The 22,186-nt window shown below is 66.4% G+C and carries 24 protein-coding genes; 5 read left to right on the top strand and 19 right to left on the bottom strand.

All coding sequences use genetic code 11. The features are described from left to right. Positions 1–386: 386 nt before the first annotated feature. From dnaK to hrcA, 3 genes are all read right to left on the bottom strand, one after another. Positions 387–2,318, bottom strand: coding sequence for a molecular chaperone DnaK (dnaK, locus tag F572_RS0104745; protein ID WP_017940488.1), 1,932 nt, complete (start codon positions 2,316–2,318; stop codon positions 387–389). A gap of 140 nt (positions 2,319–2,458) precedes the next feature. After that, the gene (grpE, locus tag F572_RS0104740; RefSeq protein WP_017940489.1) at positions 2,459–3,043 is read right to left on the bottom strand and encodes a nucleotide exchange factor GrpE; all 585 of its coding nucleotides are present in this window, start codon (positions 3,041–3,043) and stop codon (positions 2,459–2,461) included. A gap of 121 nt (positions 3,044–3,164) precedes the next feature. Next, positions 3,165–4,220, bottom strand: a complete 1,056-nt coding sequence (gene hrcA, locus F572_RS0104735; RefSeq protein ID WP_017940490.1) for a heat-inducible transcriptional repressor HrcA — start codon at positions 4,218–4,220, stop codon at positions 3,165–3,167. Positions 4,221–4,343: 123 nt separating this feature from the next. Here hrcA and F572_RS0104730 point away from each other — a divergent pair, with 123 nt between their 5' ends. Beyond that, positions 4,344–5,222 (top strand): NAD(+) kinase, encoded by an 879-nt coding sequence (locus F572_RS0104730; RefSeq protein ID WP_017940491.1) that lies wholly within the window; start codon positions 4,344–4,346, stop codon positions 5,220–5,222. 7 nt (positions 5,223–5,229) lie between these two features. Beyond that, entirely contained in the window at positions 5,230–6,891 is a 1,662-nt protein-coding gene (gene recN, locus F572_RS0104725) for a DNA repair protein RecN (protein WP_017940492.1), read from the top strand. 41 nt (positions 6,892–6,932) lie between these two features. Here the strand turns inward: recN and F572_RS0104720 are convergent, their stop codons facing one another. Genes F572_RS0104720 through F572_RS0104710 form a run of 3 tightly spaced genes read right to left on the bottom strand, consistent with a single transcriptional unit; the run spans position 6,933 to position 8,645 of the window. Next, positions 6,933–7,436 (bottom strand): gamma-glutamylcyclotransferase, encoded by a 504-nt coding sequence (locus F572_RS0104720; protein ID WP_017940493.1) that lies wholly within the window; start codon positions 7,434–7,436, stop codon positions 6,933–6,935. Between the two features lie 2 nt (positions 7,437–7,438). Then, positions 7,439–7,951 carry a YcgN family cysteine cluster protein gene (locus tag F572_RS0104715; RefSeq protein WP_017940494.1) on the bottom strand — a complete coding sequence of 171 codons (513 nt, stop codon included), beginning with the start codon at positions 7,949–7,951 and terminating at the stop codon, positions 7,439–7,441. After that, positions 7,944–8,645: a hypothetical protein gene (locus F572_RS0104710; protein ID WP_017940495.1), complete on the bottom strand. Its 702-nt coding sequence runs from the start codon at positions 8,643–8,645 to the stop codon at positions 7,944–7,946. The genes F572_RS0104715 and F572_RS0104710 overlap by 8 nt, the downstream gene beginning before the upstream one ends. Before the next feature lie 102 nt (positions 8,646–8,747). Between F572_RS0104710 and F572_RS0104705 the strand changes: the two genes are divergently transcribed. The 3 genes from F572_RS0104705 to F572_RS0104695 all read left to right on the top strand — a co-directional run bounded on the left by F572_RS0104705 (position 8,748) and on the right by F572_RS0104695 (position 10,674). Beyond that, positions 8,748–9,878 carry a hypothetical protein gene (locus F572_RS0104705; RefSeq protein ID WP_017940496.1) on the top strand — a complete coding sequence of 377 codons (1,131 nt, stop codon included), beginning with the start codon at positions 8,748–8,750 and terminating at the stop codon, positions 9,876–9,878. Between the two features lie 91 nt (positions 9,879–9,969). Then, positions 9,970–10,185, top strand: a complete 216-nt coding sequence (locus tag F572_RS0104700) for a hypothetical protein (protein ID WP_026142872.1) — start codon at positions 9,970–9,972, stop codon at positions 10,183–10,185. Positions 10,186–10,239: 54 nt separating this feature from the next. Next, the gene (locus F572_RS0104695) at positions 10,240–10,674 is read left to right on the top strand and encodes a hypothetical protein (protein WP_017940498.1); all 435 of its coding nucleotides are present in this window, start codon (positions 10,240–10,242) and stop codon (positions 10,672–10,674) included. A gap of 314 nt (positions 10,675–10,988) precedes the next feature. On the opposite strand, the gene F572_RS0104690 is transcribed toward F572_RS0104695, so the two are convergent. From F572_RS0104690 to soxX, 13 genes are all read right to left on the bottom strand, one after another. Then, positions 10,989–11,660, bottom strand: a complete 672-nt coding sequence (locus tag F572_RS0104690) for a tetratricopeptide repeat protein (protein ID WP_017940499.1) — start codon at positions 11,658–11,660, stop codon at positions 10,989–10,991. Between the two features lie 152 nt (positions 11,661–11,812). Then, on the bottom strand, positions 11,813–12,001 hold the full coding sequence (locus F572_RS0104685; RefSeq protein WP_017940500.1) for a hypothetical protein: 189 nt from the start codon (positions 11,999–12,001) through the stop codon (positions 11,813–11,815). A 233-nt stretch (positions 12,002–12,234) separates the two neighbouring features. Continuing rightward, positions 12,235–14,352 (bottom strand): TonB-dependent receptor domain-containing protein, encoded by a 2,118-nt coding sequence (locus F572_RS0104680; RefSeq protein WP_038034086.1) that lies wholly within the window; start codon positions 14,350–14,352, stop codon positions 12,235–12,237. Between the two features lie 255 nt (positions 14,353–14,607). Then, the gene (gene hemP, locus F572_RS15085) at positions 14,608–14,781 is read right to left on the bottom strand and encodes a hemin uptake protein HemP (protein ID WP_017940502.1); all 174 of its coding nucleotides are present in this window, start codon (positions 14,779–14,781) and stop codon (positions 14,608–14,610) included. Then, positions 14,778–15,194: a biopolymer transporter ExbD gene (locus tag F572_RS0104670; protein ID WP_017940503.1), complete on the bottom strand. Its 417-nt coding sequence runs from the start codon at positions 15,192–15,194 to the stop codon at positions 14,778–14,780. The genes hemP and F572_RS0104670 overlap by 4 nt, the downstream gene beginning before the upstream one ends. A 3-nt stretch (positions 15,195–15,197) precedes the next feature. After that, positions 15,198–15,947, bottom strand: a complete 750-nt coding sequence (locus F572_RS0104665; RefSeq protein WP_017940504.1) for a MotA/TolQ/ExbB proton channel family protein — start codon at positions 15,945–15,947, stop codon at positions 15,198–15,200. A 44-nt stretch (positions 15,948–15,991) separates the two neighbouring features. Beyond that, a complete protein-coding gene (locus F572_RS15900; RefSeq protein WP_231410890.1) occupies positions 15,992–16,750 on the bottom strand; it encodes an energy transducer TonB in 759 nt (252 codons plus the stop codon). A gap of 21 nt (positions 16,751–16,771) precedes the next feature. Beyond that, entirely contained in the window at positions 16,772–17,251 is a 480-nt protein-coding gene (gene bfr / locus F572_RS0104650; protein WP_017940471.1) for a bacterioferritin, read from the bottom strand. A 44-nt stretch (positions 17,252–17,295) separates the two neighbouring features. After that, the gene (locus F572_RS0104645) at positions 17,296–17,550 is read right to left on the bottom strand and encodes a bacterioferritin-associated ferredoxin (protein ID WP_026142869.1); all 255 of its coding nucleotides are present in this window, start codon (positions 17,548–17,550) and stop codon (positions 17,296–17,298) included. Between the two features lie 223 nt (positions 17,551–17,773). Continuing rightward, positions 17,774–18,256, bottom strand: a complete 483-nt coding sequence (locus F572_RS0104640; protein WP_017940473.1) for a peptidylprolyl isomerase — start codon at positions 18,254–18,256, stop codon at positions 17,774–17,776. Positions 18,257–18,361: 105 nt separating this feature from the next. Next, complete coding sequence (gene htpG, locus F572_RS0104635; protein ID WP_017940474.1) at positions 18,362–20,272, bottom strand: molecular chaperone HtpG; 1,911 nt, start codon at positions 20,270–20,272, stop codon at positions 18,362–18,364. Beyond that, positions 20,269–21,177, bottom strand: coding sequence for a 23S rRNA (adenine(2030)-N(6))-methyltransferase RlmJ (locus F572_RS0104630; RefSeq protein ID WP_017940475.1), 909 nt, complete (start codon positions 21,175–21,177; stop codon positions 20,269–20,271). The genes htpG and F572_RS0104630 overlap by 4 nt, the downstream gene beginning before the upstream one ends. A gap of 89 nt (positions 21,178–21,266) precedes the next feature. Then, positions 21,267–21,953 carry a sulfur oxidation c-type cytochrome SoxX gene (gene soxX, locus F572_RS0104625; RefSeq protein WP_026142870.1) on the bottom strand — a complete coding sequence of 229 codons (687 nt, stop codon included), beginning with the start codon at positions 21,951–21,953 and terminating at the stop codon, positions 21,267–21,269. Positions 21,954–22,186 lie beyond the last annotated feature (233 nt).

Raw genomic sequence — 22,186 nt, 5'->3', positions numbered from 1 at the left:
CGAACGCGGAATGCCTTCACGCAAACGCCCGGAGTCGCCAGGGAAACACTGATTAATGTACACGCTCGCGCTCGAGTCGCTTTTGCGTGCGAACAAGGCGCGGTGACTGCCGTGCAGTCATTCTGCACAAGGGAGCCGCAACGCCGTGCGCGCGCAAAAGCGGCCGAGCCCCTGCTTTTAAATGGATTGTGGGGTTGGTACCCCAGGTTCCCCGATCCTGCGTTGCGCCGCTAGCGGGTAGAACCACTACCCGCTGCACGACGCGCCTTGTCTCGGAAAACCTGGGGTACCAACGCGAGCGTGTACATTAATCAGTGTTTCCCTAATACCCCGGGCGCGGCGTTCGAACCGATCCGGCGGGACGCGAGGTCCCGCCGGTCGTGGCATCAGCCCTGCTTCTTCTGGTCGTCGTCGACTTCCTCGAACTCGGCGTCCACGACGTCGTCACCCTGCTGGCCGCTATCGTCCTGCTCGGCGCCGGCCTCGCCCGCGCCATCAGCGCCCTGGGCATAGGCCTTCTCGGCCAGCTTGCCGGAGGCCTCGGCCAGCTTCTGCGTGGCCTGCTCGATGGCGTCGGCGTCCTCGCCTTCCATCGCGGACTTGACCTCGGCGACCGCCGACTCGATCGCGGAGCGCTCGTCGTCGGAGACCTGGTCGCCCAGATCCTTCAGCGACTTCTCGGCGGAGTGCACCAGGGCATCGGCCTGGTTGCGCGCCTGGACCAGCTGCTGGAACTTCTTGTCTTCCTCGGCATGCGCCTCTGCGTCCTTGACCATCTGTTCGACTTCGTCGTCGGACAGACCGGAGGAGGCCTTGATGACGATCTTGTTCTCCTTACCGGTGGCCTTGTCCTTGGCCGAGACGTTCAGGATGCCGTTGGAGTCGATGTCGAAGGTGACCTCGATCTGCGGCACACCGCGCGGCGCAGCCGGGATGTCCTGCAGGTCGAAGCGACCCAGCGACTTGTTGGCGCTGGCCATGTCGCGCTCGCCCTGCAGCACGTGCACGGTCACCGCGGTCTGGTTGTCCTCGGCGGTGGAGAACACCTGATTGGCCCGGGTCGGGATGGTGGTGTTCTTCTCGATCAGCTTGGTCATCACGCCGCCCATCGTCTCGATCCCGAGCGACAGCGGGGTCACGTCCAGCAGCAGCACGTCCTTGACGTCGCCGCCCAGCACACCGGCCTGCACCGCGGCGCCGACCGCAACGGCCTCGTCCGGATTCACGTCCTTGCGCGGCTCCTTGCCGAAGAACTCCTGCACGGCTTCCTGCACCTTGGGCATGCGGGTCTGGCCGCCGACCAGGATCACGTCGTCCACCTCGGAAGCCGACAGACCGGCATCCTTCAGTGCGACCTTGCACGGCTCGATGGAGCGCTTGACCAGGTCCTCGACCAGACTCTCCAGCTTGGCGCGGGTGATCTTCAGCGCCAGGTGCTTCGGCCCGGTGTTGTCGGCCGTGATGTACGGCAGGTTCACTTCCGTCTGCTGGCTGGAGGACAGCTCGATCTTGGCCTTCTCGGCGGCCTCCTTCACGCGCTGCATCGCCAGCGGATCGCCCTTGATGTCGATGCCCTGGTCCTTCTTGAATTCCTCGACCAGATAATCGATCAGGCGGTTGTCGAAGTCCTCGCCACCCAGGAAGGTGTCGCCGTTGGTCGCCAGCACCTCGAACTGGTGCTCGCCATCCACCTCGGCGATCTCGATGATCGAGATGTCGAAGGTACCGCCACCGAGGTCGTACACGGCGATCTTGCGATCCCCGCGCTTCTTGTCCATACCGTAGGCCAGCGCGGCCGCGGTCGGCTCGTTGATGATGCGCTTGACCTCGAGCCCGGCGATCTTGCCGGCGTCCTTGGTCGCCTGACGCTGGGAGTCGTTGAAGTAGGCCGGGACCGTGATCACCGCCTCGGTGACCTCTTCCCCGAGGTAGTCCTCGGCAGTCTTCTTCATCTTCTGCAGCACGCGAGCGGAGATCTCCGGCGGGGCCATCTTCTTGCCCTGCACCTCGACCCACGCGTCGCCGTTGTCGGCCTTCACGATGTTGTAAGAGACGAGCTTGATGTCCTTCTGGACCTCGCCTTCGTCAAACTTGCGGCCAATCAGGCGCTTGGCGGCGAACACGGTGTTCTGCGGGTTGGTGACCGCCTGACGCTTCGCGGACTGGCCGACCAGCACCTCGCCGTCGTCACTGAACGCAACGATGGAGGGGGTGGTGCGGGTGCCTTCCGCGTTCTCGATGACCTTGGCCTGGTCGCCTTCCATGACGGCAACGCAGGAGTTGGTGGTCCCGAGGTCGATACCGATGATCTTGCCCATGATTGAAATCTCCTGATGCGAAAAATTTTATCCGGCAGAACGTGTTCGTCTGCCAGCTTGTACGGGAATCTGGGGCCTGGGGCCGGGTTTTCAAGGGCAGCGTGTGCGATACCCCGAAACCCGCCCCGGGAAGCAGGGCGTCAGGCGCTCTCGTCGATGTTCGGCGAGGTTGGGGCCTTGGAGACCACCACCATGGCCGGGCGCAGCACGCGGTCCTGCAGCAGGAAGCCCTTCTGCATGGTGGCCACCACGGTGTTCGGCGGGTTCTCCGGGTCTTCCTGCATCGACATGGCCTGGTGACGCTCCGGGTCGAAGCGCTGGCCGGTCGGGTCCTCGGACTGAATGCCGAACTTCTCGAAGACCTTGTTCAGGTTCTTCAGGGTCAATTCGGCACCTTCGATGATGCGCTCGACATCCTTGGACTCGCGCGCCGCCTGCAGGCCCATCTCCAGCGAATCGCTGACCTCCAGCATCTCGGAGGCGAATTTTTCCATCGCGTACTTGTGGGCGTTTTCCAGCTCGCGCTCGAAGCGCCGGCGCTGGTTCTCCAGCTCCGCCTGCGCACGCAGGGCCTGGTCGCGGCGCTCGTCGGCCAGGGCCTCGAGTTCCTGCAGGCGGGCCTCTGTATCGCCCTCGCCACTGCCCTCGACATCGGCCTCCGGGGCCTCCTCGTTCCGGGTCTCGAGCTCTTCCGGCTGTTCCTGGGGTTCCCGCTGTTCGGACATGTTGGCCTCGCGAATCAATGAAAAATGAAACTGCCCGCCCGGTCACGGACCAGCAGGCAGAGTGAATTCAAGTTATCTAGCGGGAGTGTGGGGGCAACCGAGGTGGTTTCAAGGGGCCGGGTTACTTGGTGTCGTCCGCCGGGTCACCCAGCGCCGAACCCAGCAGGCGCGCGGTCACGTCCACGATCGGGATCACCCGGTCATAGGACATCCGCGTCGGGCCGATCACCCCCAGGACGCCGACCACTTCGCCGTCGACGCTGTAGGGCGCAGTCACCACCGAGCAGTTCTCGAACCAGTCGAGCCCGGACTCGCGCCCGATGAAGATCTGCACCCGGTCGCTGCGGATACACTGATCGAGGATACCCAGGATCTCCTGCTTCTCGTTGAAGGCCTCCAGCAGCTGGCGCAGGCGGTCCATGTCCGCCAGCTCCTCGTAGCCCAGCAGATGAGTCTGGCCGGCCACCACCACGTCGTCCGGGTCCTCGTCGCCCACGGCCTTCTCGCCCAGGTCGATCGCGGCCAGCATCATCGCGTCCAGGTCATCGCGCACATCACGCATCTCGCGCAGCAGCTCGGCGCGCACCGCATGCAGGCTCTTCCCGGCCAGGTGGGCGTTGAGGTAGTTCGCCATGCGCTGCAGCTCGTCCTGACCGAAGTCGCGCTCCAGCTCCAGCACGCGGTTCTGCACTTCCTTGCCGTCGATCACCAGGATCGCGAGGATGCGGCCCTCGCCGAGGCGCAGGAACTCGATCTGGCTCAGTGCCACGTTGCGATGCCGCGGCAGGCGTACCATCCCGGCCATGCGCGTGACCCGCGACAGCAGGTTGCTGGTGGTGTCCATCAAGTCCTGGGTGCTGGCGTTCGGATCGAACCCGGACTGGATCGCACGGATCTCCTCCGGCGAGGGGTCACGCACCTCCAGCAGGCTGTCAACGAACAGCCGGTAGCCGGCGGGGGTCGGGATGCGTCCGGCCGAGGTATGCGGCGAATGGATCAGCCCCATATCCTCGAGATCCGCCATCACGTTGCGCACGGTGGCCGCGCTCACGCTGAGACCGGAGGTCCGGGCCAGGGTGCGCGAACCGACGGGCTGGCCATCCCGGATATAGCTCTCGATCAGGGTCCGCAACAGGGTGCGAGCCCTGGCGTCCAGATTGATGAAAGCATTTTCCATGGGTCGTCAGCGCTCCACTCGGTCGAGTGCTACAGGGCTACAGGGCTACAGTCTTGGATGGTGCCGGAATCGGGTCAAGAAACCCCGGGTGCAGTCGCGGTCCCTTTTCCGGATAATGCCCGCATGATGCCAGACTTCAACAAGGTCGGACTGGTCGGCAAGACCAGCGATTCGCGCACCGCCCCGCTGGTCGCGACGCTCGTCGACCTGCTCCGGGAGCGCGGCCGCCAGGTCTTCATGGAGCAGGAGATCGACGGCTTCGAGCGCCCGGAGGATATCGGGCTCCTGCCGCTGGCCGAACTGGCCCATGCGGTCGACCTGCTGATCGTCATCGGCGGTGACGGGACCCTGCTGGCCACCGCACGCGAGGTGGCCGACGCCGATACGCCGCTACTGGGCATCAACCTGGGCCGGCTGGGCTTCCTGGTGGATGTCTCGCCCGACACCGCCCCCGAGGAACTGGGCGAGGTGCTGGACGGGGCCTTCGAACGCGAACCGCGCGCCATGCTGGAGGCCGAGCTGATCCGCGACGGCGTCACCATCCATCGCGGCATCGCCCTGAACGACGTGGTCCTGCACGTGCTGAGCGTGGTGCGCATCATCGAGTTCGACACCGCCATCGACGGCATGGATGTCGGGCGCCTGCGGGCCGACGGCCTGGTAGTCGCGACCCCCACCGGCTCCACCGCCTACGCACTGTCCGCCGGCGGGCCGATCCTGACCCCCCAGCTGGACGCCATGGTGCTGGTGCCGGTCTGCCCGCACAGCCTGAATCATCGGCCACTGGTCGTCAGTGGCCGTTCCACCATCGAGATCCGCCTGTCCAGCGGCAGCCGCTCGCCGGCGCAGATCGCACTGGACGGCCAGGAGAACGTGGACTTCGCCCCCGGCGACCTGCTGCGCATCCATCGCCGCGAACAGGCCCTGACCCTGATCCACCCCCGCGAACATCACTTCCTGCGCGTGCTCCGTACCAAGCTGCGCTGGGGCGAGCAGCCCTGATCCCGCCATGCTGCGACTGATCAGCATCCGCGACTTCGCCATCATCGACCAGCTGGAACTGGAGCTGGACACGGGCCTGAGCGCGCTCACCGGCGAGACCGGCGCCGGGAAATCCATCCTGATCGACGTGATCGGCCAGCTACTGGGCGATCGCGCCGACGCCGGCATGGTGCGCGAGGGCGCCGAACAGGCCGACCTGTCCGCCGAGTTCGCCCTGCCCGAACAAGGCCCGGCCGCCGCGTGGCTGGCCGAGCAGGAACTGGGCGGCGACGAAGACGACCACGTGCTGTTGCGCCGCGTACTGACCCGCCAGGGCAAGAGCCGCGCCTGGATCAATGGCCGCCCGGTCGCGGTCGGGCAGTTGCGCACCCTGGGCGAATGGCTGGTGGACATCCACGGCCAGCACGCGCACCAGCAGTTGCTGCAGCGCGAGACCCAGCGCCACTGGCTGGACGGCTTTCTCGACGGCCACCCGGTCGCCGATGTGCGCGACGCCTACCGCGCCTGGCGCGACGCAGCCCGCGCCCTGGAACAGGCCCGCGAGGCCCAGGCCGACACCTCCGACCGCCTGGATCTGCTGCGTTTCCAGACCGGCGAGCTGGCCGAACTGGCGCCGGTCGCGGACGAATACCCGCAACTGCTGACCGAACAGAACCAGCTCGCCCACGGCACCGAAGTGCTCACCGCGTTACAGACCGCCAGTCAGCAGATCGAGGACGACAGCGGGCTGGACGCGCAGCTCGGCCAGGTCCTGCACGCCCTGCAGGACGCCGCGCAGCATGACGAACGGGTCAACCCGGCGCTCGAGCTGCTGGAATCCGCGCGCATCCAGATCGACGAGGCCGGCGACACCCTGCGGCGTCTGGCCGACGGCATCGAGCTGGACCCGGAACGCCTCGCCGAGCTGGACCAGCGTGTCAGCGAATACCTGCGCCTGGGGCGCAAGCACCGGGTCGAACCCGAGACCCTGCCGGGCCTGTACGACGAGCTGCAGACCGAACTGGACGCGCTGGAGAACGGCGACCAGACGGTCGAGGCCCTGGAGGCACGCGAGCAAGAAACCCGCGCCACGTTCGATACCGCCGCCGCGGCGCTCACCCGCGCCCGCCACCAGGCGGCGGAACGCATCGGCCAGGCAGTCACCGACACCATGCAGGAACTGGGCATGGCCGGCGGCCACTTCGCGATCGGGGTGGAACCGGCCGACAAGCCACAGGCCCACGGCGTGGACCACATCGAGTTCCGCGTGGCCGCGAACCCCGGGGCCGCCCCCCAGCCGATGGCGAAGGTCGCTTCCGGCGGCGAACTCTCGCGCATCGGACTCGCGCTACAGGTGCTGGCCAGCCAGCAGCAGACCGTGCCTACCCTGATCTTCGACGAGGTCGACAGCGGCATCAGCGGCGCGGTCGCCGAGGTCGTCGGGCGCAAGCTGCGCACCCTGGGCGAGCGCCACCAAGTCCTGTGCGTGACCCATCTGGCCCAGGTCGCCGCTCAGGCGCACCACCAGCTCGAGGTGCAGAAGACCCACGCCGAGGACGGCACCCGCACCGCAATCCAGCCGCTGGACGACGAACACCGCGTCGAGGCCCTGGCCCGCCTGATCGGCGGCACTCAGCTCACCGAGACCACCCGCACCCACGCCCGCGAACTCCTCGCCGCCGCCGGCTAGCCCCATCGATACGATCCGCGGGGCTCATCGCATCCTGCGACCTAGGGTCTCCCCTTGGGCTCCATCGGCGCGGGCCATACCCCGTCCGGCAAGTGGCGCGCGCCAGGCGGAAGCTGCGGCATCCAGTACACCCAGAGGGCTCGCGGACCCTCCTCTGTGCTGGCCGGCACCAGCGCGCGGCGGTACTCGCCGCGCCCGTCGGCGCGCACACCCTCCAGGGCGTCCAGTGCCGGGAGGGTTCGGGCGGGGTCCGGCAGGCGAATCCATTCGCCATGGACTGGCTCGCGGCCTTCGCCCTCCAGTCCCGGGGCCCCGGGGTTGCGGACAAGCCGCTGGCGACCCGCATCGCGCACAGGATCGGGGCCCGCCTCCAGCAGGATGCTGTCACCCGGGACCTGCACCGCTGGATAGCCCACGGGCAGATCAAAGATCGCTCCGGCGATCGCCGCGGTGCGTATCCGGATGGCGCGCCGGCAGAACGCGCGGTGGTTGGCGCAGCCCCGCTTGAGCGTTCCATAGACAAACAGGTCCACCATCTCCGGCATGATTATTCGCGCGGCAGGCGAACCACCGGGCGCCACAGGCGCGCGGACTCCGGCACCTCGCCGGGCCAGTCCACGACGTAGTCGATCAGCGGCAGGTCCGGGGCGTCCTGCTCGCGGATCACCCGTCCGGCCACCGACACGCGGGCGCGGCGAACCGTCTCCGGGTCACCGGTCAGCAGCGGATGCCAGGCCGGCAGTGGGTGCCCCTCGAAGCGCAGCCGGTAGGCGCAAGTGGGCGGCAACCAGTGGTAGTGCGGCAGATCCTGCCGGGTCAGCTGGATGCAGTCGGGGACGAAATCCCGGCGGTTCGCATAGTCGGAGCAGTAGCCGGTCTCGCAGTCGAGCAGATCGCAGGCCAGCCAGGTAAAGGCCAGATCGCCCGAGTCTTCGTCTTCCAGCTTGTGCAGGCAGCAACGGCCGCAGCCATCGCACAGCGCCTCCCACTCTTCGTGGTTCAGGGTCTCGAGCGGGCGCTCCCAGAACGGGCGATCATCCGGCGGGGCCGACTCACTCATGATCCCCGTAATCCTCGCCCAGACGGCGCCGCCCCTCGTCGCGCAGGCGCTCCACGGTCTGCCCCCAGCGCTCCTGGGTGACGTAATGCATCAGGACGCGACCGCGCCGCGGGACCAGGATGGCCAGCCCGTCGTCGGGGTAGAGCCAGTAGCTGTGATCGGAATCCATGCGCAGGCGCTCGCGGGGCTCGCCGAAGCGCTGGGTAATCAGGTCCTCGGTCCAGTGCGCGCGCGGGATGTAGCTCATCTCGACGATCGGCACGTTGCCCAGCGAGGTCAGGGCGTCGTCGCTCAGGCCATAGCGCCGGGCCCCGCTGGGCATGGGTCGCTCGGAGGTGGTCTCCGACTCGATCCGGTCCAGCGCCGCCTCGTCCAGGTCCGGGCGCAGGATCAGATTGGCCTCGAACGGCGGGATGCGCGCGTTCACGTAGTAGGCCTCCAGCGAGCGCGTCCCATCGGCATCGACGAACAGGCGGATATCCGGCACCGGCAGGCGGTGCATCAGATCGGCCATGGTGGTCTCGCCCAGCACGACCCCCAGCACCCGCGTGCGCTGCTGGTCCCCCACCTCGATCTGCCAGGGCAGGTCGGAGAACTGCTGGCTGCGCATACCGCCCGGGTTGGAAAAGACCCACATGGCCAGGGCCAGGATAACCCCCAGCACCACCAGCCCGATGATCCAGCGTATGCGCATTCCGCCCTTCCCCTTGATACGACATTCAGCCCGCCCGTGGCGGGCACTGTGCGGCGCCTCGTATAATGCGACGCTTGCCCGACCACCGGATACCAGCCCGCCATGTTCGCACGTTTGTCTGCCTGGATCACCGCCCGCTCCGTCCCCGGCGAAAGCATCGGACGCATCCTGATCCTGGCCCCGCGGGCCACCCTCGTGACCGCCGCCGACTGGCTGCAGGAACTCGCCGCGGGCGGCGGCCCCATCGCGCTGGGCGTAACCGACTGCCGCCAGGACCGCGAGGCCGAGGGCCTGATCGAGGGCGTGCCGGCGCTGGCCATGCATCCCGAGCTGGCCACGACCCGCCTGGGCCGTCTGCAACCGCGGGCCGTCGTGGTCATCGGCCCGCTACAGGCCGGGGATCATGACTTGGGGCCGGCCCTCGATACGCTCACGGCGCCCCGCATCTGGGTCAACGCCGCGGGCGATGGCGCAACCCGCACACAGTGGGATGCCGTGTTCGCCGCGCGCGAGGGCGCCCGGGACGGCGCCGAGGTGATCGGCGATCCGATCGCCGGCGCGGTGGAACTGCCAGCCCCACCGGAAGGCGACGCCGGATTCTGCGAACGTTTTCGCGAGTACCACGAGAAGGGTCATCCGATCCTGCTGGCGCCCAATACCGGCCCCGGCGAGGAGGCCTTCGCCTTCGCCGTATTGTTCGCAGTACTTCGCAAGAGCGCGGCCATCCTGCTGCTGGCACCCGCCGACCCGGCGCGCCACGAGCCGGTCTATCGCGACGCGATCAAGTACTCGCTGCCGATCATCCGCCACAACCGCTTCATGACCTCCTTCGTGCCGCGCAAGAACCGCGTCTACTACATCGAGGACCCGGAGACCCTGCACGCCGCCTACACCTGCGCCGACATCACCCTGCCGGGTGGCACCCTGGCCGCCAGCGAGACCCCTCCGGACCTGGGTCTGCCACTGGCCTGTGGCAGCGCGGTGATCTGCGGCCCGGCGGAACACGAACGCCACCCGGATGCCGCCACCCGCCTGCGCATGGCCGCTGAACACACCGGCCTGGTCGCCCGCGGCGAGGACCCCGAGGCGGTGGCCGAGGAGGTGCTTGCGCGCCTGGCGGAGGGGATCGATCCGTCGGCACGCCGCGCACGCCTCGTGCAATGGCAGTCACGTCAGGCTGGTGCCCGCAACATCGTGCAGAGCCGCCTGACGGACCTCCTCGACACCGCCTGACCCGTGGTTCGGAGCCGGGAGGTGAAGTGCAACTATTTGATCTATAATCGGGTCAGACGCACAAGAGCGAAAGCAACACGGGCTTGAAACCATGATGGACGGAAGCGCCTCTCTCGCAGGCATCCAGAAGGGCATCACCAGCATGCGCCAGCAGGCGCATACGGTTGCCACCGAGAACGCGGGCAGCCGCGAGAGCATGGGCGCCCAGGTGGGCATGATTGCGAGCCAGAACCAGGTCGAGGCCTCGGTCAAGACCCTTCAGGCCGAAGACCGCATGATCGGCTCGCTGCTGGACGTGCGCGCCTGAGCCACCCGGCCACCATGAATTCACGAATGCTCAGGAGGCTCGACGAGTAACGCGATGGAAGTCCCGGTCACCAACCCCTCTGCTGCGGTCCCGGTCGGCACACGCCCGACCGGCAGTGACCGGCTGGGCCTGGGACAACTCGCCACGCCGGCCGATTTCGATCGCCCGCTGAACGACCCGGAGGCCGGCGAGGCCCGCCGGCCGATCGAGGACCGCGCGGAACAGGACGAGAACCGCCGCGGCGAGGCCGAGCAGGACCAGGGCCTGGCCTTCCCGCCGCGCTCGGAGCAGGAAATGGCCTCCCGCGCCCGCGTGGCGGCCCAGATCGAAGCCTTCCGCAGCGGTAACGATACCGCCGAGGCCGCCCCGGCCGACGGCGGCCCGCTGGGCGGGGGCGGTGTCGAGGCCCTGCGTCGCCGCGTCGAGCTCGCGGTCAGTCTGGCCGGCCCGGCCGAGGAGCCGCGCCGCGAACTGAACGTGGTGATCTAGCGAAACACCGTTCCCAGAGCCCTGTTGACCGCGAAGCGGGCGAAGAAGGTCAAGAACGATTCACAGAAAGGCCGGAAGATTGGAAGAAGCGCATTCTGGGGTGTGACGCCGTCCCCTGAATCCCCGCGTGATACGCCATACCCCACGCTTTCGCCATCCCGAATTCCCCCACAGCACTGACTACCTGTCATCGCGAGGCGCTCAGCGCCGTGGCGATCTGCACGAGAGATCCCGCCGCGTCCTTCAGGCTGCAGGCGGCTTGCTCGCAAGAACAACCCGCTAATCCACGTCTCCCTGACAGACGGCCGTACCGGCTACTGCAAGCGCGGCGCGGCCTGTGCCCGACTTTGCAACCATTCCTGGGCGCGCTCGCCCGCGTGCAGGCGCTCGTCGGGGGTTAGCTCCCGGGCGACGCGCTCGCGGTGGCGCGCGGCACTGGCCACGCCCATCTCGGCGGCGATGGCATACCACTTGAACGCCGATACATCGGAGCGCTCGACGCCCTCGCCCATAGCGAACAACCGCCCGAGATTGGCCGCGCCCCGGCCTTCACCCGCCTCGGCCGCGACCAGATACCACTGCGCAGCCTGTTCGGAGTCCTGTGGCAGGCCTTGCCCTTCGTCGTACTTGACCCCCAGGTTGAACATCGCCTGGGCATTGCCGCGTTCCGCCGCGATATGGAACCACCGGGCCGCCTCGTTGGGGTTGGCCGGCACGCCATCGCCTTGCTCGAACAGCACGGCCAGGTTGAAGGCGGCATCCGGAAAGCCGGCCTCGGCCGCCCGCTGGTACCACTGGGCCGCCTCCACCGGATCACGCGGGAGGAACTGCCCCTCGTCCAGCAGCACGCCCAGGTTGTAGGCGCATTGAGGATCACCGCCTTCGGCGCCCTGACGCCAGAGCGTCATCGCGGTGTCATGTTGACCCTGGGCCCAGGCGTCGCGCGCCTGATCCAGCAGGGAGTCGATCGAAGAGGATTGCGCCATCACTGCGGTCCGACATTGCCTTGAGGGCACTGTAGCGATGCCTGAGCGGGGAGTCGACAAACCTCACGGGGATCCGTGACGAGTGCCCGCCAGACAAAAAAATACCCCGGCACGCATCGCGTACCGGGGTCTCGCGCTGGAGGACACCCGGATCAGTTGCTGAAGGTATCCTCCACCTCGTCACCAGCGTCCTCCATGGCATCGCCGGCCTCATCCATGGCGTCGTCGATGTTCTCGCCGGCCTCTTCCGCCGGGCCCTGGTTGTCACAGCCCGCGAGGGTCGCGCTGCCCAGCGCCATCATCAGGGCGAGTACCAGGATCGTCAGTCGTGATTTCCACATAGGGGTCTCCTTTTGCCGTTGCGGTGCGTATCGAAGCGTTTCCTGCGAATGACTGGCCGCGGCTTCGCAGCCCATCTCGGGGGATAAGGCCGAAACCGTTGCGTTTCGTTCACCCCGGCCGGGTAGTGGGAACACGAAATGTGACGCACAGCGCGCTGGCCGCACCCACAAAAAAGGCCGCGGACACTGCCGCGGCCAATACGGAGGCACGAGCGAACCGTGCAGACCGGCCCCTAGAAGCGGTGCGTCAGGCCCACCGAGAACGTACGCGGTTCATTGGGTCGAGCCCCATCCGGAGAGCGCGAGATGATCTTTTGCTCATCCAGGACATTGCTCACGCGGGCATAGAGGTCGGTGTTGCGGCCCAGGGGGTACTGGCTCACCAGGTCGATCGTGGTCAGCGAGTCGGTGCGGTTGAACGCCCCACCCTCCTGGTTGCAGCCATCACTGCTGCAGGTCTCGTCGATGTATTTCACGATCGCGTAGTTGTTCCAGCCACTCGCATGCTCGAGCCCCCCTCGCAGGCTGAACTGGTGACGCGGAATACCCTGCAGCCGATCACCCTTCTGCTGTCCCGAGGCCGGGTTATCCGCGCTGGCCTCGGCGCTGGTGTAGGTATAGCTGGCCTCCAGAGGCGCGTGGAACGAGCCCAGGTCCAGCCCGGTAGATGCCCGCAACTCCAGACCGGAGATAACCGCCTCCCCGGTCGTGAAGGTCCCCGTGGTGGAACCGTCCGAGCAGGGCGTGGCCACCGAGCAGTTCTGCACGAAATCGGAGAAATCGCTGTAGAACCCGATCGCCTCGACAAACGCGTTGTCACCCTGGTAGCGGGTACCGAGTTCCCAGTTGGTACTGGTTTCCGGATCCTGTTCTTCGGTCGCGCCGCCCCCGAGAGGCGCAAAGCCGCGGTGAACCCCGGCGAGCACCTGCCAGCGATCGGTGAAATCGTAGGTCAGCGAGGCCCCCGGCAGCCAGACGCTGCTCGAGTTGGAGCGCCGGGAATCCACGACGTTACGCTGCGTATCGGCATACTGCGTGCGCGACGTCTCGACATCCTCGTAGCGCAGCAGGAGGTTGGCGGTCAGCCGGTCGTTGACGTACCACTCGTCGGCCACCCAGAAGCTCCACGCCTGCGCGTCTTCGAATCGGTTGTCGCCGCCGGTAGGCATGATCGTGTTCTGATACACCAGCGAGCCATTAACCTGGTCGTATTCATCCACGGGCTGGAAGCGGTCCATCTCATCCTGGTGGTAGCGGGCCCCGACGCGCAGCCAGTGATCGCCCAGGTCCATGCCCACTTCGGTCTGCACACCTTCCGAGACGTACTCGCGATTGTTGTTCTTGTACTTCAGCTCGGTCTCGTCCAGCTCGCCGCGCAGGATTCTTCGGGCCGTCGCATCTCCCTGGTTGGCGGCGTCAATATAGTCACCGCCACCGCTCAGCTTGAACCAGTTGCGCGCAAACTCGTTGCGGTAAAGCGTCGTGGTCATGCGAACCCGGTCGGTCCAGTCGATATCGTGCGTCAGTGCAAACCCGAGGTGGTCATTGTTCATCTGATCGATCTCGGACAGGCCGTAGCGCCGGTTGGGGTCCCGCGAGAAATCCTCGTCAGTCAGGCCGAGATAGGTCATGTTCGAGGTCTCCTCGGAATACTGGATCTTCGCCTCGATGCTCTGGCGCTCACCGTCCCAGCGGAGCTTGCCGACATAGTCCTGGAGGTCGAACCCGGTGTCCCGGTTGCTGCGATCGATATCCTTGAAGCCGGAATCACGGCGCTGGACGGTCTCGATCATGTAGCTCCAGTCACCGGAGCGGTCGCCGAACATCGCATGCACGTCGGTGCCGCCCCGGTCGTTCACCACCGTCTCGATGGAGCCTGCGCGTTCCTGGGGGATCGGCGTGGACACCAGATTGATCACGCCACCGGTCGTCTGCGGCCCGTGACGCAGCAGGGGAGCCCCCTTCAGGACCTCGATCTCGTTGATTCGTTTGGTGGTCGGAAAGTAGTAGGCCGCCGGGTTGGAATACGGTGCCGGGGCAATCAGCACGTTGTCCTCCATCAGGGTGACCTTGCTGCTGCGCCCCGGAGGAGCCGCGCGGATGCCAATGTTGGGCCGCAGCCCGAACCCTTCTTCTTCCTGAACGTATACGCCGGGCACGGTCTTGAGCGCCTGATGGATATCCGTGGTCCCTTCGATTTCCAGCTGCTCGCGGCCGACCACGGCCGCCGAGCCGGGCAGTCGCTGCGTCGCGGTCACATCCCCAAGGATCTGCACGGGCGCAAGCCGGGCCTCGGTTCCCGTGGTGGCCCCCGGGGCGGAGTCTTCGGCGTGGACTGCGGGAATCCCCACGATCCCCGCAATCGCGAGCACGATCGCCCGTCGTTTCCATGCCCCGGTGTCGCGCGAACGGGTCGCGCGTTGTTCGATGCGGGGGGGTGTCAGGTGGTTTCGAGCCATTTGTTGTCTCCCTTGAATAGGCCAGCATCAACACCGGCGCGGACGCCGAAGCGCCGCGGATCGGTGACGGATTGGAGGCTGGCTGAGGGAGAGGCTCCCCTGGCTGGCAGTGCCACGGTCCTCACCGTGGCGGGTGTTTCGCAGGTATTATTTAGTCAGGATCAGCTTGTCATTCGCGGTGCGGCGCAGGGTGTACCACTCGCCGCGGTGGCAGATACGGATCTGCCGCGCGGGGCCCAGCAACTGCTCGCTGGCAATCTCGCGCGGGCCCGACTCCTCGCGAGCGACAGTCTTGACCGCTTCAGGCGTTCCGGAATTCATCGTTCCCCCTCCGGTTCGGAGACGAAGGCCATGCGGCTCACGCCCGCCTGGCGCACCTCGGCCATCACCCGGGCCAGGCGCTCGTAGCGGGTGTCACGATCCGCACGCAGATAGACCGCGACGTCCGGTTGCGCATCCAGCGCCTCGCGCAGGCGCGTCGGCAGCTGCTCCAGCGCGACCGGTTCGTTGTTCCAGTAGAGATCGCCTGCCCCGTCCAGAGACAGCGTGACGCTGTCCGGCCGCTCGTCCACCGGCTCGGTGGTCGCCTGAGGCAGGTCCAGGTCCACCGAATGGGTGATCACCGGCGCAGTGATGATGAAGATCACCAGCAGCACCAGCATCACGTCCACCAGCGGGATCACGTTCATGTCCGACATCGGCTCGTTGGAATCACCCATGCGTCCGAAGGCCATGGCTCATACCCCCTGATGCAGGCCGTCGTCCGGCAATGCATGCGGATCGGTACGGCGGTCACGCGCCTGGCGCGCATTGCCCGGCGTCAGGTCCGAGTGCATCAACAGGGCATGCACGTCGTGCGCGAAGGCCTCGAAATCCTGGTGCAGCAGGCGCTGGGCGCGATTGAAGATATTGAAAAAGGCCACCGCCGGGATCGCCGCGGCCAGGCCGGCAGCGGTCGCCACCAGGGCCTCGCCGAGCGGCCCCGCGACCAGGTCCATGGACACCGACGACTCCTGCGAGATGTCGATCAGCGCGCCGTGAATACCCCAGACCGTACCCAGCAGCCCGACGAACGGTGCCAGCGCCCCGACCGACGCGAACACGATGTTGCCGGCCTGCATGCGCAGCAACTGGCGGTCCATGGCCTGGCGAATCCGGCGCACCACGTGGTCGTCCAGACGCTGTTCGGCCTTGTCCGAGCCGTCACGTACCCCACGGTAGTCGTCGAACGCCGCGAACGCCTCCTGGCCAATCGCCGCCAGCGGACCGCGCTGGTCGTGGATCGCATCGTGGAAGGCCGGCGCCGTCTGGCTGGCATCGAAGGCCGCCAACGCGGCGCGGTTGTCGCGGCGCACACCGAACAGCGTGAACAGCTTGCTCGCGGCAATCGCCCAGGTCGCCACCGACATCACCAACAGGACCAGGAAGACCACGATCAGCACCGGGTCGCCATGGCGAAACACATAGAAGACATCGAACTCGTTCATGCAGCCATCCTCGACGGCGCCCTACACAGCGCGGGCTCGCCCGTTTATCGAATCGAAAATTCCATCGGCACCAGGACCACGCCTTCCACTGCGTGGCCGCCGCGACGCGCCGGCTCGAACTCCCAGTGCTCGATCGCCGCCTGCGCGGCCTCGTCCAGACGCCGGTGGCCACTGCTCTCCTCCACCGACCAGTCCAGCGGCTGTCCCTGTGCGGAGACCCGGACCCTCAGCAGCACGACCCCCTCCTCACCTCGGCGCAAGGAGATCCGCGGGTAGTCCGGCGGCGGATTGTTCAGATACCCCGCCCCGAACCCGGGCTCCTCGAAGCGGGCATCCTCCCGCCCCGCTGGCCCGCCAGCGGGTTCATCCATGGCCCGGTCCTGGTCGTCTTCGTCCGCAATGCCGTCGCCAAAACGCGGCTCTGGCTCTGGCTCTGGCTCTGGCTCTGGCTCTGGCTCTGGCTCTGGCTCTGGCTCCGGCTCTGGCTCTGGCTCTGGCTCTGGCTCTGGCACTGGCTCTGGCACTGGCTCTGGCTCCGGCTCCGGCTCCGGCTCCGGCTCCGGCTCTACCGAATCAGTTGGCGGGGCGTCGGCGACCATCTCGTCCGGTCGGATGGCATCGAGGTCCACCCAGTGGGCCTGCATACCACCTCCGCCTCCCGTCTCCAGCAAACGGGGCTCGCTGTCACGCGCAAGCCAGAGACCTGCAAGCACCGCTCCATGCAGTGCGACACTGACCGCCACCCCCAGCACCAGGGGCCGTGACCAGCGAAGGGCCATGATGGAGTCGGAGTGTTTCGACATTGACGGAAATCACAGCCGACCTCAGCTGTTGGCGGCCCCCATGTGGCTCTGTTCGTAGTTGGCCAGTCCGACGCGGTCGATAAGCGCAATGTTGGTTTCCAGCCAGTCCACGTGCTCCTCTTCGCTGTCGAGGATCGACTGCAGGAGATCCCGCGTGACGAAATCGCGCACCGATTCGCAGTGGGCAATGGCCTCGCGGTACAGCGGGATGGCTTCAAGCTCCATTGCGAGGTCGGCCTCCAGGATCTCGCGAGTATTTTCGCCAATCCTCAGCGCCCCGAGGTCCTGCAGATTCGGCAGCCCCTCCAGGAACAGGATGCGATTGATGAGCTGATCGGCGTGCTTCATCTCGTCGATCGACTCGTTGTATTCGTACTCGTCCAGCTTGTGCAGCCCCCAGTCACGGAACATGCGCGCATGGAGAAAGTACTGATTGATCGCGGTCAGCTCGTTTTTCAGGGCCTTGTTGAGATAGCGAATAACGTCCTGGTCGCCTTTCATGTTCGGACTCCTCTTCTTGCCAGCGGATTGCGCCGGGCCTCGTCTCAGACCGCCGCCGGGGATGCCGCCGGGGCCAGTGGTTCATGCGGGGTTGTGGGACCGGCCAGGGCCGTGCCGGCCATGGCAAAGCTTTCCGCCCGTTGACGCAGCAGACACTGCGCCTTGCGCGCGCACTTCCCGCATTCCGAGCTTACGCCCAGGCGCTCCCGCAGATCACGCATGCGCAACCCGCGCTCGCTGCTCTCGACAAGTTCCAGGATCTCTCGCTCTCGAACCGCCCTGCACACACAGACAATCATCGCCATGCCTCACATCCAGTCGACAAAGCGGACGATACCGATAACGAGAATGGTTTGCAATACCATTCGTTTGTAAAAGCGGTTTTCGATCGAGATCGAGCAAACGGGAGCGGAAACGTCTCCCCCTGAACGACAAAAACCCGCCCCGGCGGCACCGGGGCGGGTCATACAGGCGAGCCTTCACGCCTGGCGGTCGGGCCGGCGCAGCGCCGACCCGATGCGATCAGTGCTGGTGACCGCCCTCGCCGTGGGCGTGGCCGTGTTCCAGCTCTTCGGCGGAGGCCTCGCGGACCTCGACGATCTCGACGTCGAAGTTCAGGGTCTCGCCGGCCAGCGGATGGTTCCCGTCGACCGTGGCGGTGTCACCCTCGACCTTGGTCACGGTGACGGTCAGCGGGCCGTTCTCGGTCTGCGCCTGGAACTGCATGCCCGGCTCGACGGATTCGACGCCCTGGAAGGCATCCATCGGGATCTCCTGGACCATGGCATCGATCTTCTCGCCATAGCCTTCTTCCGGGGTCACCTTCGCCTGGACCTTGTCGCCGGCGGCCTTGCCTTCCAGCTCCTTCTCCAGGCCCGGGACGATCTGGCCCTGCCCGTGCAGGTAGGCCAGCGGCTCGCGGCCTTCGGAGCTGTCGATTTTCTCGCCAGCGTCGTTGGTCAGGGTGTAGTGGATGGCCACCACGGCGTTCTGCGCGACTTGCATGGGCTTTGCCCTCTTAATACATGAACTTGTAAGGGTAACGCGGAACACGGCCCCACGTCAGGTCCACCCGCCGGCGATGCGGTTTCCGGCGGGTGGCAGTCCGGCTCAGGCGGCCTTCTGCAGCAGGAGCCGGTTGAGCCGTGCAACAAAACCGGTCGGATCCTCCAGCTGCCCACCCTCGGCCAGGAGCGACTGTTCGAACAGCAGCGAGGCGAGGTCGTTGAAGTCGTCGCCCTCGGCAGTCTTCAGGCGCTCGACCAGCGGGTGCCCCGGGTTGACCTCCAGCACCGGCTTGCCGGAGAAGGTCTCCTGGCCGGCCTGCTTGAGCAGTTCCTGCAGGTACAGGGCCATCTCGTGCTCGCCGAGCACAATGCAGGCCGGGGACTCCACCAGTCGCCGTGACGGCCGCACGCTGTCGACTCGGTCACCCAGCGCCGCCTGCAGGCGTTCGGGCAGATCGCCCAGGTCGTCGTCAGGCGCCTGGTCGTCGCTACCTCTCTTCTGGTCCGCGTCCTCGCCGATGATCTTGTCGAGGTCCAGATCGCCCTTGGCGACGTTCTTGATCGGCTTGCCGTCGAACTCGCGCAGGTGCGAGAGGAGCCATTCGTCGACCCGGTCGGACAGCAGCAGCACCTCGACCCCGTGCTTGCGGAACACCTCCAGGTGGGGGCTATTGCGCGCGGCGGAGGCATTGTCAGCCGTGATCACGTAGATCGCCTCCTGGCCTTCCTTCATGCGCTCGACGTAGTCCGCCAGCGCCACGTTCTGGCTGTCGTCGCTGTTGTGCGTGCTGGCAAAACGCAGCAGCTTCGCGATGGCCTCCTGGTTGGCGAAGTCCTCGCCGGGGCCTTCCTTCAGGACGCGGCCGAAGTTCTTCCAGATCTCGGCGTACTTGTCGGGTTCGTTGTCGGCGATCGACTGCAGCAGCCCGAGGATCTTCTTCACCGAACCGGAGCGGATCGAGTCGACCAGGCGATTGTCCTGCAGGATCTCGCGCGAGACGTTCAACGGCAGGTCGGCCGAGTCCACCACCCCGCGCACGAAACGCAGGTAGTTGGGCAGCAGCTTCTCGGCGTCGTCCATGATGAACACGCGCTTCACGTAGAGCTTGACCCCGTGGCGGGCGTCACGGTCCCACAGGTCGAACGGGGCCCGCTTGGGGATGTAGAACAGCGTAGTGTATTCCTGCCGCCCCTCGACGTGATTGTGGGTCCACGCGATCGGATCCTCGAAGTCGTGCGCGACGTGCTTGTAGAACTCGCGGTACTCCTCGTCGCTGATCTCGCTCTTCGAACGGGTCCACAGCGCGCTGGCGCGGTTGACCGTCTCCCATTCATCGGTCGGGTTGCCCTCGTCATCCGACTTGCGCATGCGGATCGGGAATGCCACATGATCCGAATACCGCCCGATGATGTGGCGCAGACGCATGGGTTCGAGGAACTCGTCGGCGTCCTCCTTCAGCGTCAGCGTGATCTCGGTGCCGGCCTCGGCGCGCTCGCAGGGCGTGAGGGTGTATTCGCCATCCCCGCGCGACTCCCAGCGGGTGCCCTCGCCGGGCTCGCTGCCGGCCCGACGCGTCTCCAGGCGCACCTGATCCGCCACGATGAACGACGAATAGAATCCGACCCCGAACTGCCCGATCAGCTGCGAATCCTTTTTCTGGTCGCCGGTCAGCTTCTCCAGGAAGGACTTCGTGCCGGAACGCGCAATGGTGCCGATGTGTTCGACCACCTCGTCGCGCGACATACCGATGCCGTTGTCGCGGACTGTCACGGTCCTCGCCTCGGGGTCCACTTCAACATCGATCGCCAGTTCGGCCGGCTGCGGGATCGCATCCGGCTGGGCCAGGGCCTCGAAGCGCAGCTTGTCGCAGGCATCGGCACCGTTGGAAATCAGCTCGCGCAAGAAGATCTCGCGATTGGAATACAGCGAGTGGATCATCAGCTGCAGGAGCTGGCTGACCTCGGTCTCGAAGCGGCGGGTCTCGGGTTTCGGTTCGGTCTGGGTTTCGCTCATGGCCTGCTCGTCCCTTGATTGGTGTCGACACGTCGCAAGGTAGGGTCGCCCACGCCGTTTTCAAGGACTGCGGCCTGGTACAACCCGCCCGCACCTTCCGGATCCAGCACCTGCCAGACCGGGGCCAGCAATTCGGGCAGGCGCACCTCCAACTGCCACGGCGGGCGCAGCACCAGCATCCCGGAGCCCGCCAGCCCGAGGTAGCGTTCGGGGTCGGCCGCGATACGCAGCTCGCTGACCAGCCAAGGCTCATCGAGCTCCGCGCGCAGCTGCTCCCGCATCGCGTGGTCCGGGCGTCCAGCGAGGATTGGGTACCAGACCAGGATGATCCCGGTGTTCCAGCGCCGACGAATGGTCGTCACCATCTCGGCCACTTCGCGGTATTCCGCCTTCCGCTCGTAGGACGGATCCAGCAAGGCCAAACCGCGTCGCGGTTCCGGCGGAAACAGCGCACGCGCCGCCTCGCGCGCATCCCGCTTGTGCACATGGCAGCGCGGATCGCCCGCGAGTCGTCCCTGCAGCCGTTCACAGGCCTCGGGATGAAGCTCGCAGGCGATCAGGCGGTCACGCTCGCGCAAGCGTGCCTGGATCAACAACGGGGAGCCCGGATACTCCGTCAGGCGCGGGGGCCGCGGCTGCATCGCGCGCAGCGTATCCAGGAAATCGCGGACCGATGGCGGTAGCTTGGCCACCGCACCCCACAGGCGCGCGATGCCGGCGGCAGCCTCGTCGGTCTTGCGTGCACGCGCGCCGGTCAGATCGTACCCGCCGGCGCCGGCGTGCAGGTCCAGCGCCACGAAAGGCTTGTCGCGCCCCCGCAGGGATTCCAGCACCTGCCAGAGGATCAGGTGCTTGTGCACGTCGGCGAAATTGCCCGCGTGATAATCGTGTTGGTAGCTGAGCATGTGTCCCTCAAACAAAAAGCCACCGCGAGCGTACCCGCGGTGGCTCAAGAAGGGCAGCCGACTGGACTACCCTCGACCGTGTGACCGGATTACTGGTTGACGGGGGACTCCGGATCCAGCAGATACGCCATCACATGCGCGATCTGCTCTTCCGTCAGGAAGTTGTTGTGTCCGAAGCGCGGCATCTTCGTGCACGGGAAGTACTGGTGGGGATTCGAGACCACCTGGTGCACATAGTTCACTACCGAGCTGTCGTTCCCCCGAGTCGTCCCATAGCCTGCCAGACTCGGGCCCAGCGTACCGTAGAGTTCCTCGTTCGGATCCATCTGGTGGCAGGCGTAGCAGTTGCCACCGGGCTCGCGCTGACCGTGGTCGTCGTTGCGATGCCCGATACGGTAACCGTAGCCGGAACGTGCCAGTTCGGCCCCGCGTCGCCAGTTCCCCAGACGCGGGCCCCCAGGCGGTGCCTCGTAGCTCTCGCGGGCCATGGCGATCACCTCGCCGGCTGTTTCCGCATCGGGATCACCCTTGATCGAGCAGGCCGCCTGAATGCCGTCCTGCACCATGCGTTCACGGGCCGACCCGCCTTCCTGCGCCTCCTGATCGAAACGGTAGCTGTCCGTCTCGAGCACCAGGTAATCCGCATATTCTTCGGCGCTCATCGCCGACACGTCGACTTCGCCGCTGCTCTGGTCCATCCAGCCATCGCAACCTGCAATCAGCACCGTGGACGCCACAATGGCCAAGCCTGCCCCAACTGTCTTGTTCCTGAGCATCCCTGAAATCTCCTCTTGCGTCGGCTGTTGCCGCTTCTTCCCCCGGCGACCACATCGCCGTGTTCAAGCCTCTCCGCCCAGCGGGCTTGAAACCTTTCAGGCCCCGCGCAGGCCGGGACGAGCGGCCGGTGTGACCGCAGATTCGCGCATGGGACCCTTTTTTGAACCACCGCGAGCGATCAGGTGGTGATTCAAAAAAGGGCAGTCCGTCAGGACTGCCCCCAATCCAGCAA

The sequence above is a fragment of the Thioalkalivibrio sp. ALE14 genome (assembly GCF_000376845.1).
GTDB lineage: Bacteria > Pseudomonadota > Gammaproteobacteria > Ectothiorhodospirales > Ectothiorhodospiraceae > Thioalkalivibrio.
The sequence above is the reverse complement of the archived record's forward strand: the minus strand, read 5'-3'. Positions and strand labels throughout refer to the sequence as shown.

Coding starts and splice junctions, on each gene's coding strand:
- htpG (WP_017940474.1), bottom strand. CDS start 20,272: ATGAGCGAAACCCAGACCGAACCGAAACCCGAGACCCGCCGCTTCGAG.
- dnaK (WP_017940488.1), bottom strand. CDS start 2,318: ATGGGCAAGATCATCGGTATCGACCTCGGGACCACCAACTCCTGCGTT.
- soxX (WP_026142870.1), bottom strand. CDS start 21,953: ATGCTCAGGAACAAGACAGTTGGGGCAGGCTTGGCCATTGTGGCGTCC.
- F572_RS0104730 (WP_017940491.1), top strand. CDS start 4,344: ATGATGCCAGACTTCAACAAGGTCGGACTGGTCGGCAAGACCAGCGAT.
- F572_RS0104665 (WP_017940504.1), bottom strand. CDS start 15,947: ATGAACGAGTTCGATGTCTTCTATGTGTTTCGCCATGGCGACCCGGTG.
- F572_RS0104690 (WP_017940499.1), bottom strand. CDS start 11,660: ATGGCGCAATCCTCTTCGATCGACTCCCTGCTGGATCAGGCGCGCGAC.
- hemP (WP_017940502.1), bottom strand. CDS start 14,781: ATGAATTCCGGAACGCCTGAAGCGGTCAAGACTGTCGCTCGCGAGGAG.
- bfr (WP_017940471.1), bottom strand. CDS start 17,251: ATGAAAGGCGACCAGGACGTTATTCGCTATCTCAACAAGGCCCTGAAA.
- F572_RS0104720 (WP_017940493.1), bottom strand. CDS start 7,436: ATGCCGGAGATGGTGGACCTGTTTGTCTATGGAACGCTCAAGCGGGGC.
- recN (WP_017940492.1), top strand. CDS start 5,230: ATGCTGCGACTGATCAGCATCCGCGACTTCGCCATCATCGACCAGCTG.
- F572_RS0104705 (WP_017940496.1), top strand. CDS start 8,748: ATGTTCGCACGTTTGTCTGCCTGGATCACCGCCCGCTCCGTCCCCGGC.
- F572_RS0104630 (WP_017940475.1), bottom strand. CDS start 21,177: ATGCTCAGCTACCAACACGATTATCACGCGGGCAATTTCGCCGACGTG.
- F572_RS0104695 (WP_017940498.1), top strand. CDS start 10,240: ATGGAAGTCCCGGTCACCAACCCCTCTGCTGCGGTCCCGGTCGGCACA.
- grpE (WP_017940489.1), bottom strand. CDS start 3,043: ATGTCCGAACAGCGGGAACCCCAGGAACAGCCGGAAGAGCTCGAGACC.
- F572_RS0104645 (WP_026142869.1), bottom strand. CDS start 17,550: ATGATTGTCTGTGTGTGCAGGGCGGTTCGAGAGCGAGAGATCCTGGAA.
- hrcA (WP_017940490.1), bottom strand. CDS start 4,220: ATGGAAAATGCTTTCATCAATCTGGACGCCAGGGCTCGCACCCTGTTG.
- F572_RS0104685 (WP_017940500.1), bottom strand. CDS start 12,001: ATGTGGAAATCACGACTGACGATCCTGGTACTCGCCCTGATGATGGCG.
- F572_RS15900 (WP_231410890.1), bottom strand. CDS start 16,750: ATGTCGAAACACTCCGACTCCATCATGGCCCTTCGCTGGTCACGGCCC.
- F572_RS0104710 (WP_017940495.1), bottom strand. CDS start 8,645: ATGCGCATACGCTGGATCATCGGGCTGGTGGTGCTGGGGGTTATCCTG.
- F572_RS0104700 (WP_026142872.1), top strand. CDS start 9,970: ATGATGGACGGAAGCGCCTCTCTCGCAGGCATCCAGAAGGGCATCACC.
- F572_RS0104640 (WP_017940473.1), bottom strand. CDS start 18,256: ATGCAAGTCGCGCAGAACGCCGTGGTGGCCATCCACTACACCCTGACC.
- F572_RS0104670 (WP_017940503.1), bottom strand. CDS start 15,194: ATGGCCTTCGGACGCATGGGTGATTCCAACGAGCCGATGTCGGACATG.
- F572_RS0104715 (WP_017940494.1), bottom strand. CDS start 7,951: ATGAGTGAGTCGGCCCCGCCGGATGATCGCCCGTTCTGGGAGCGCCCG.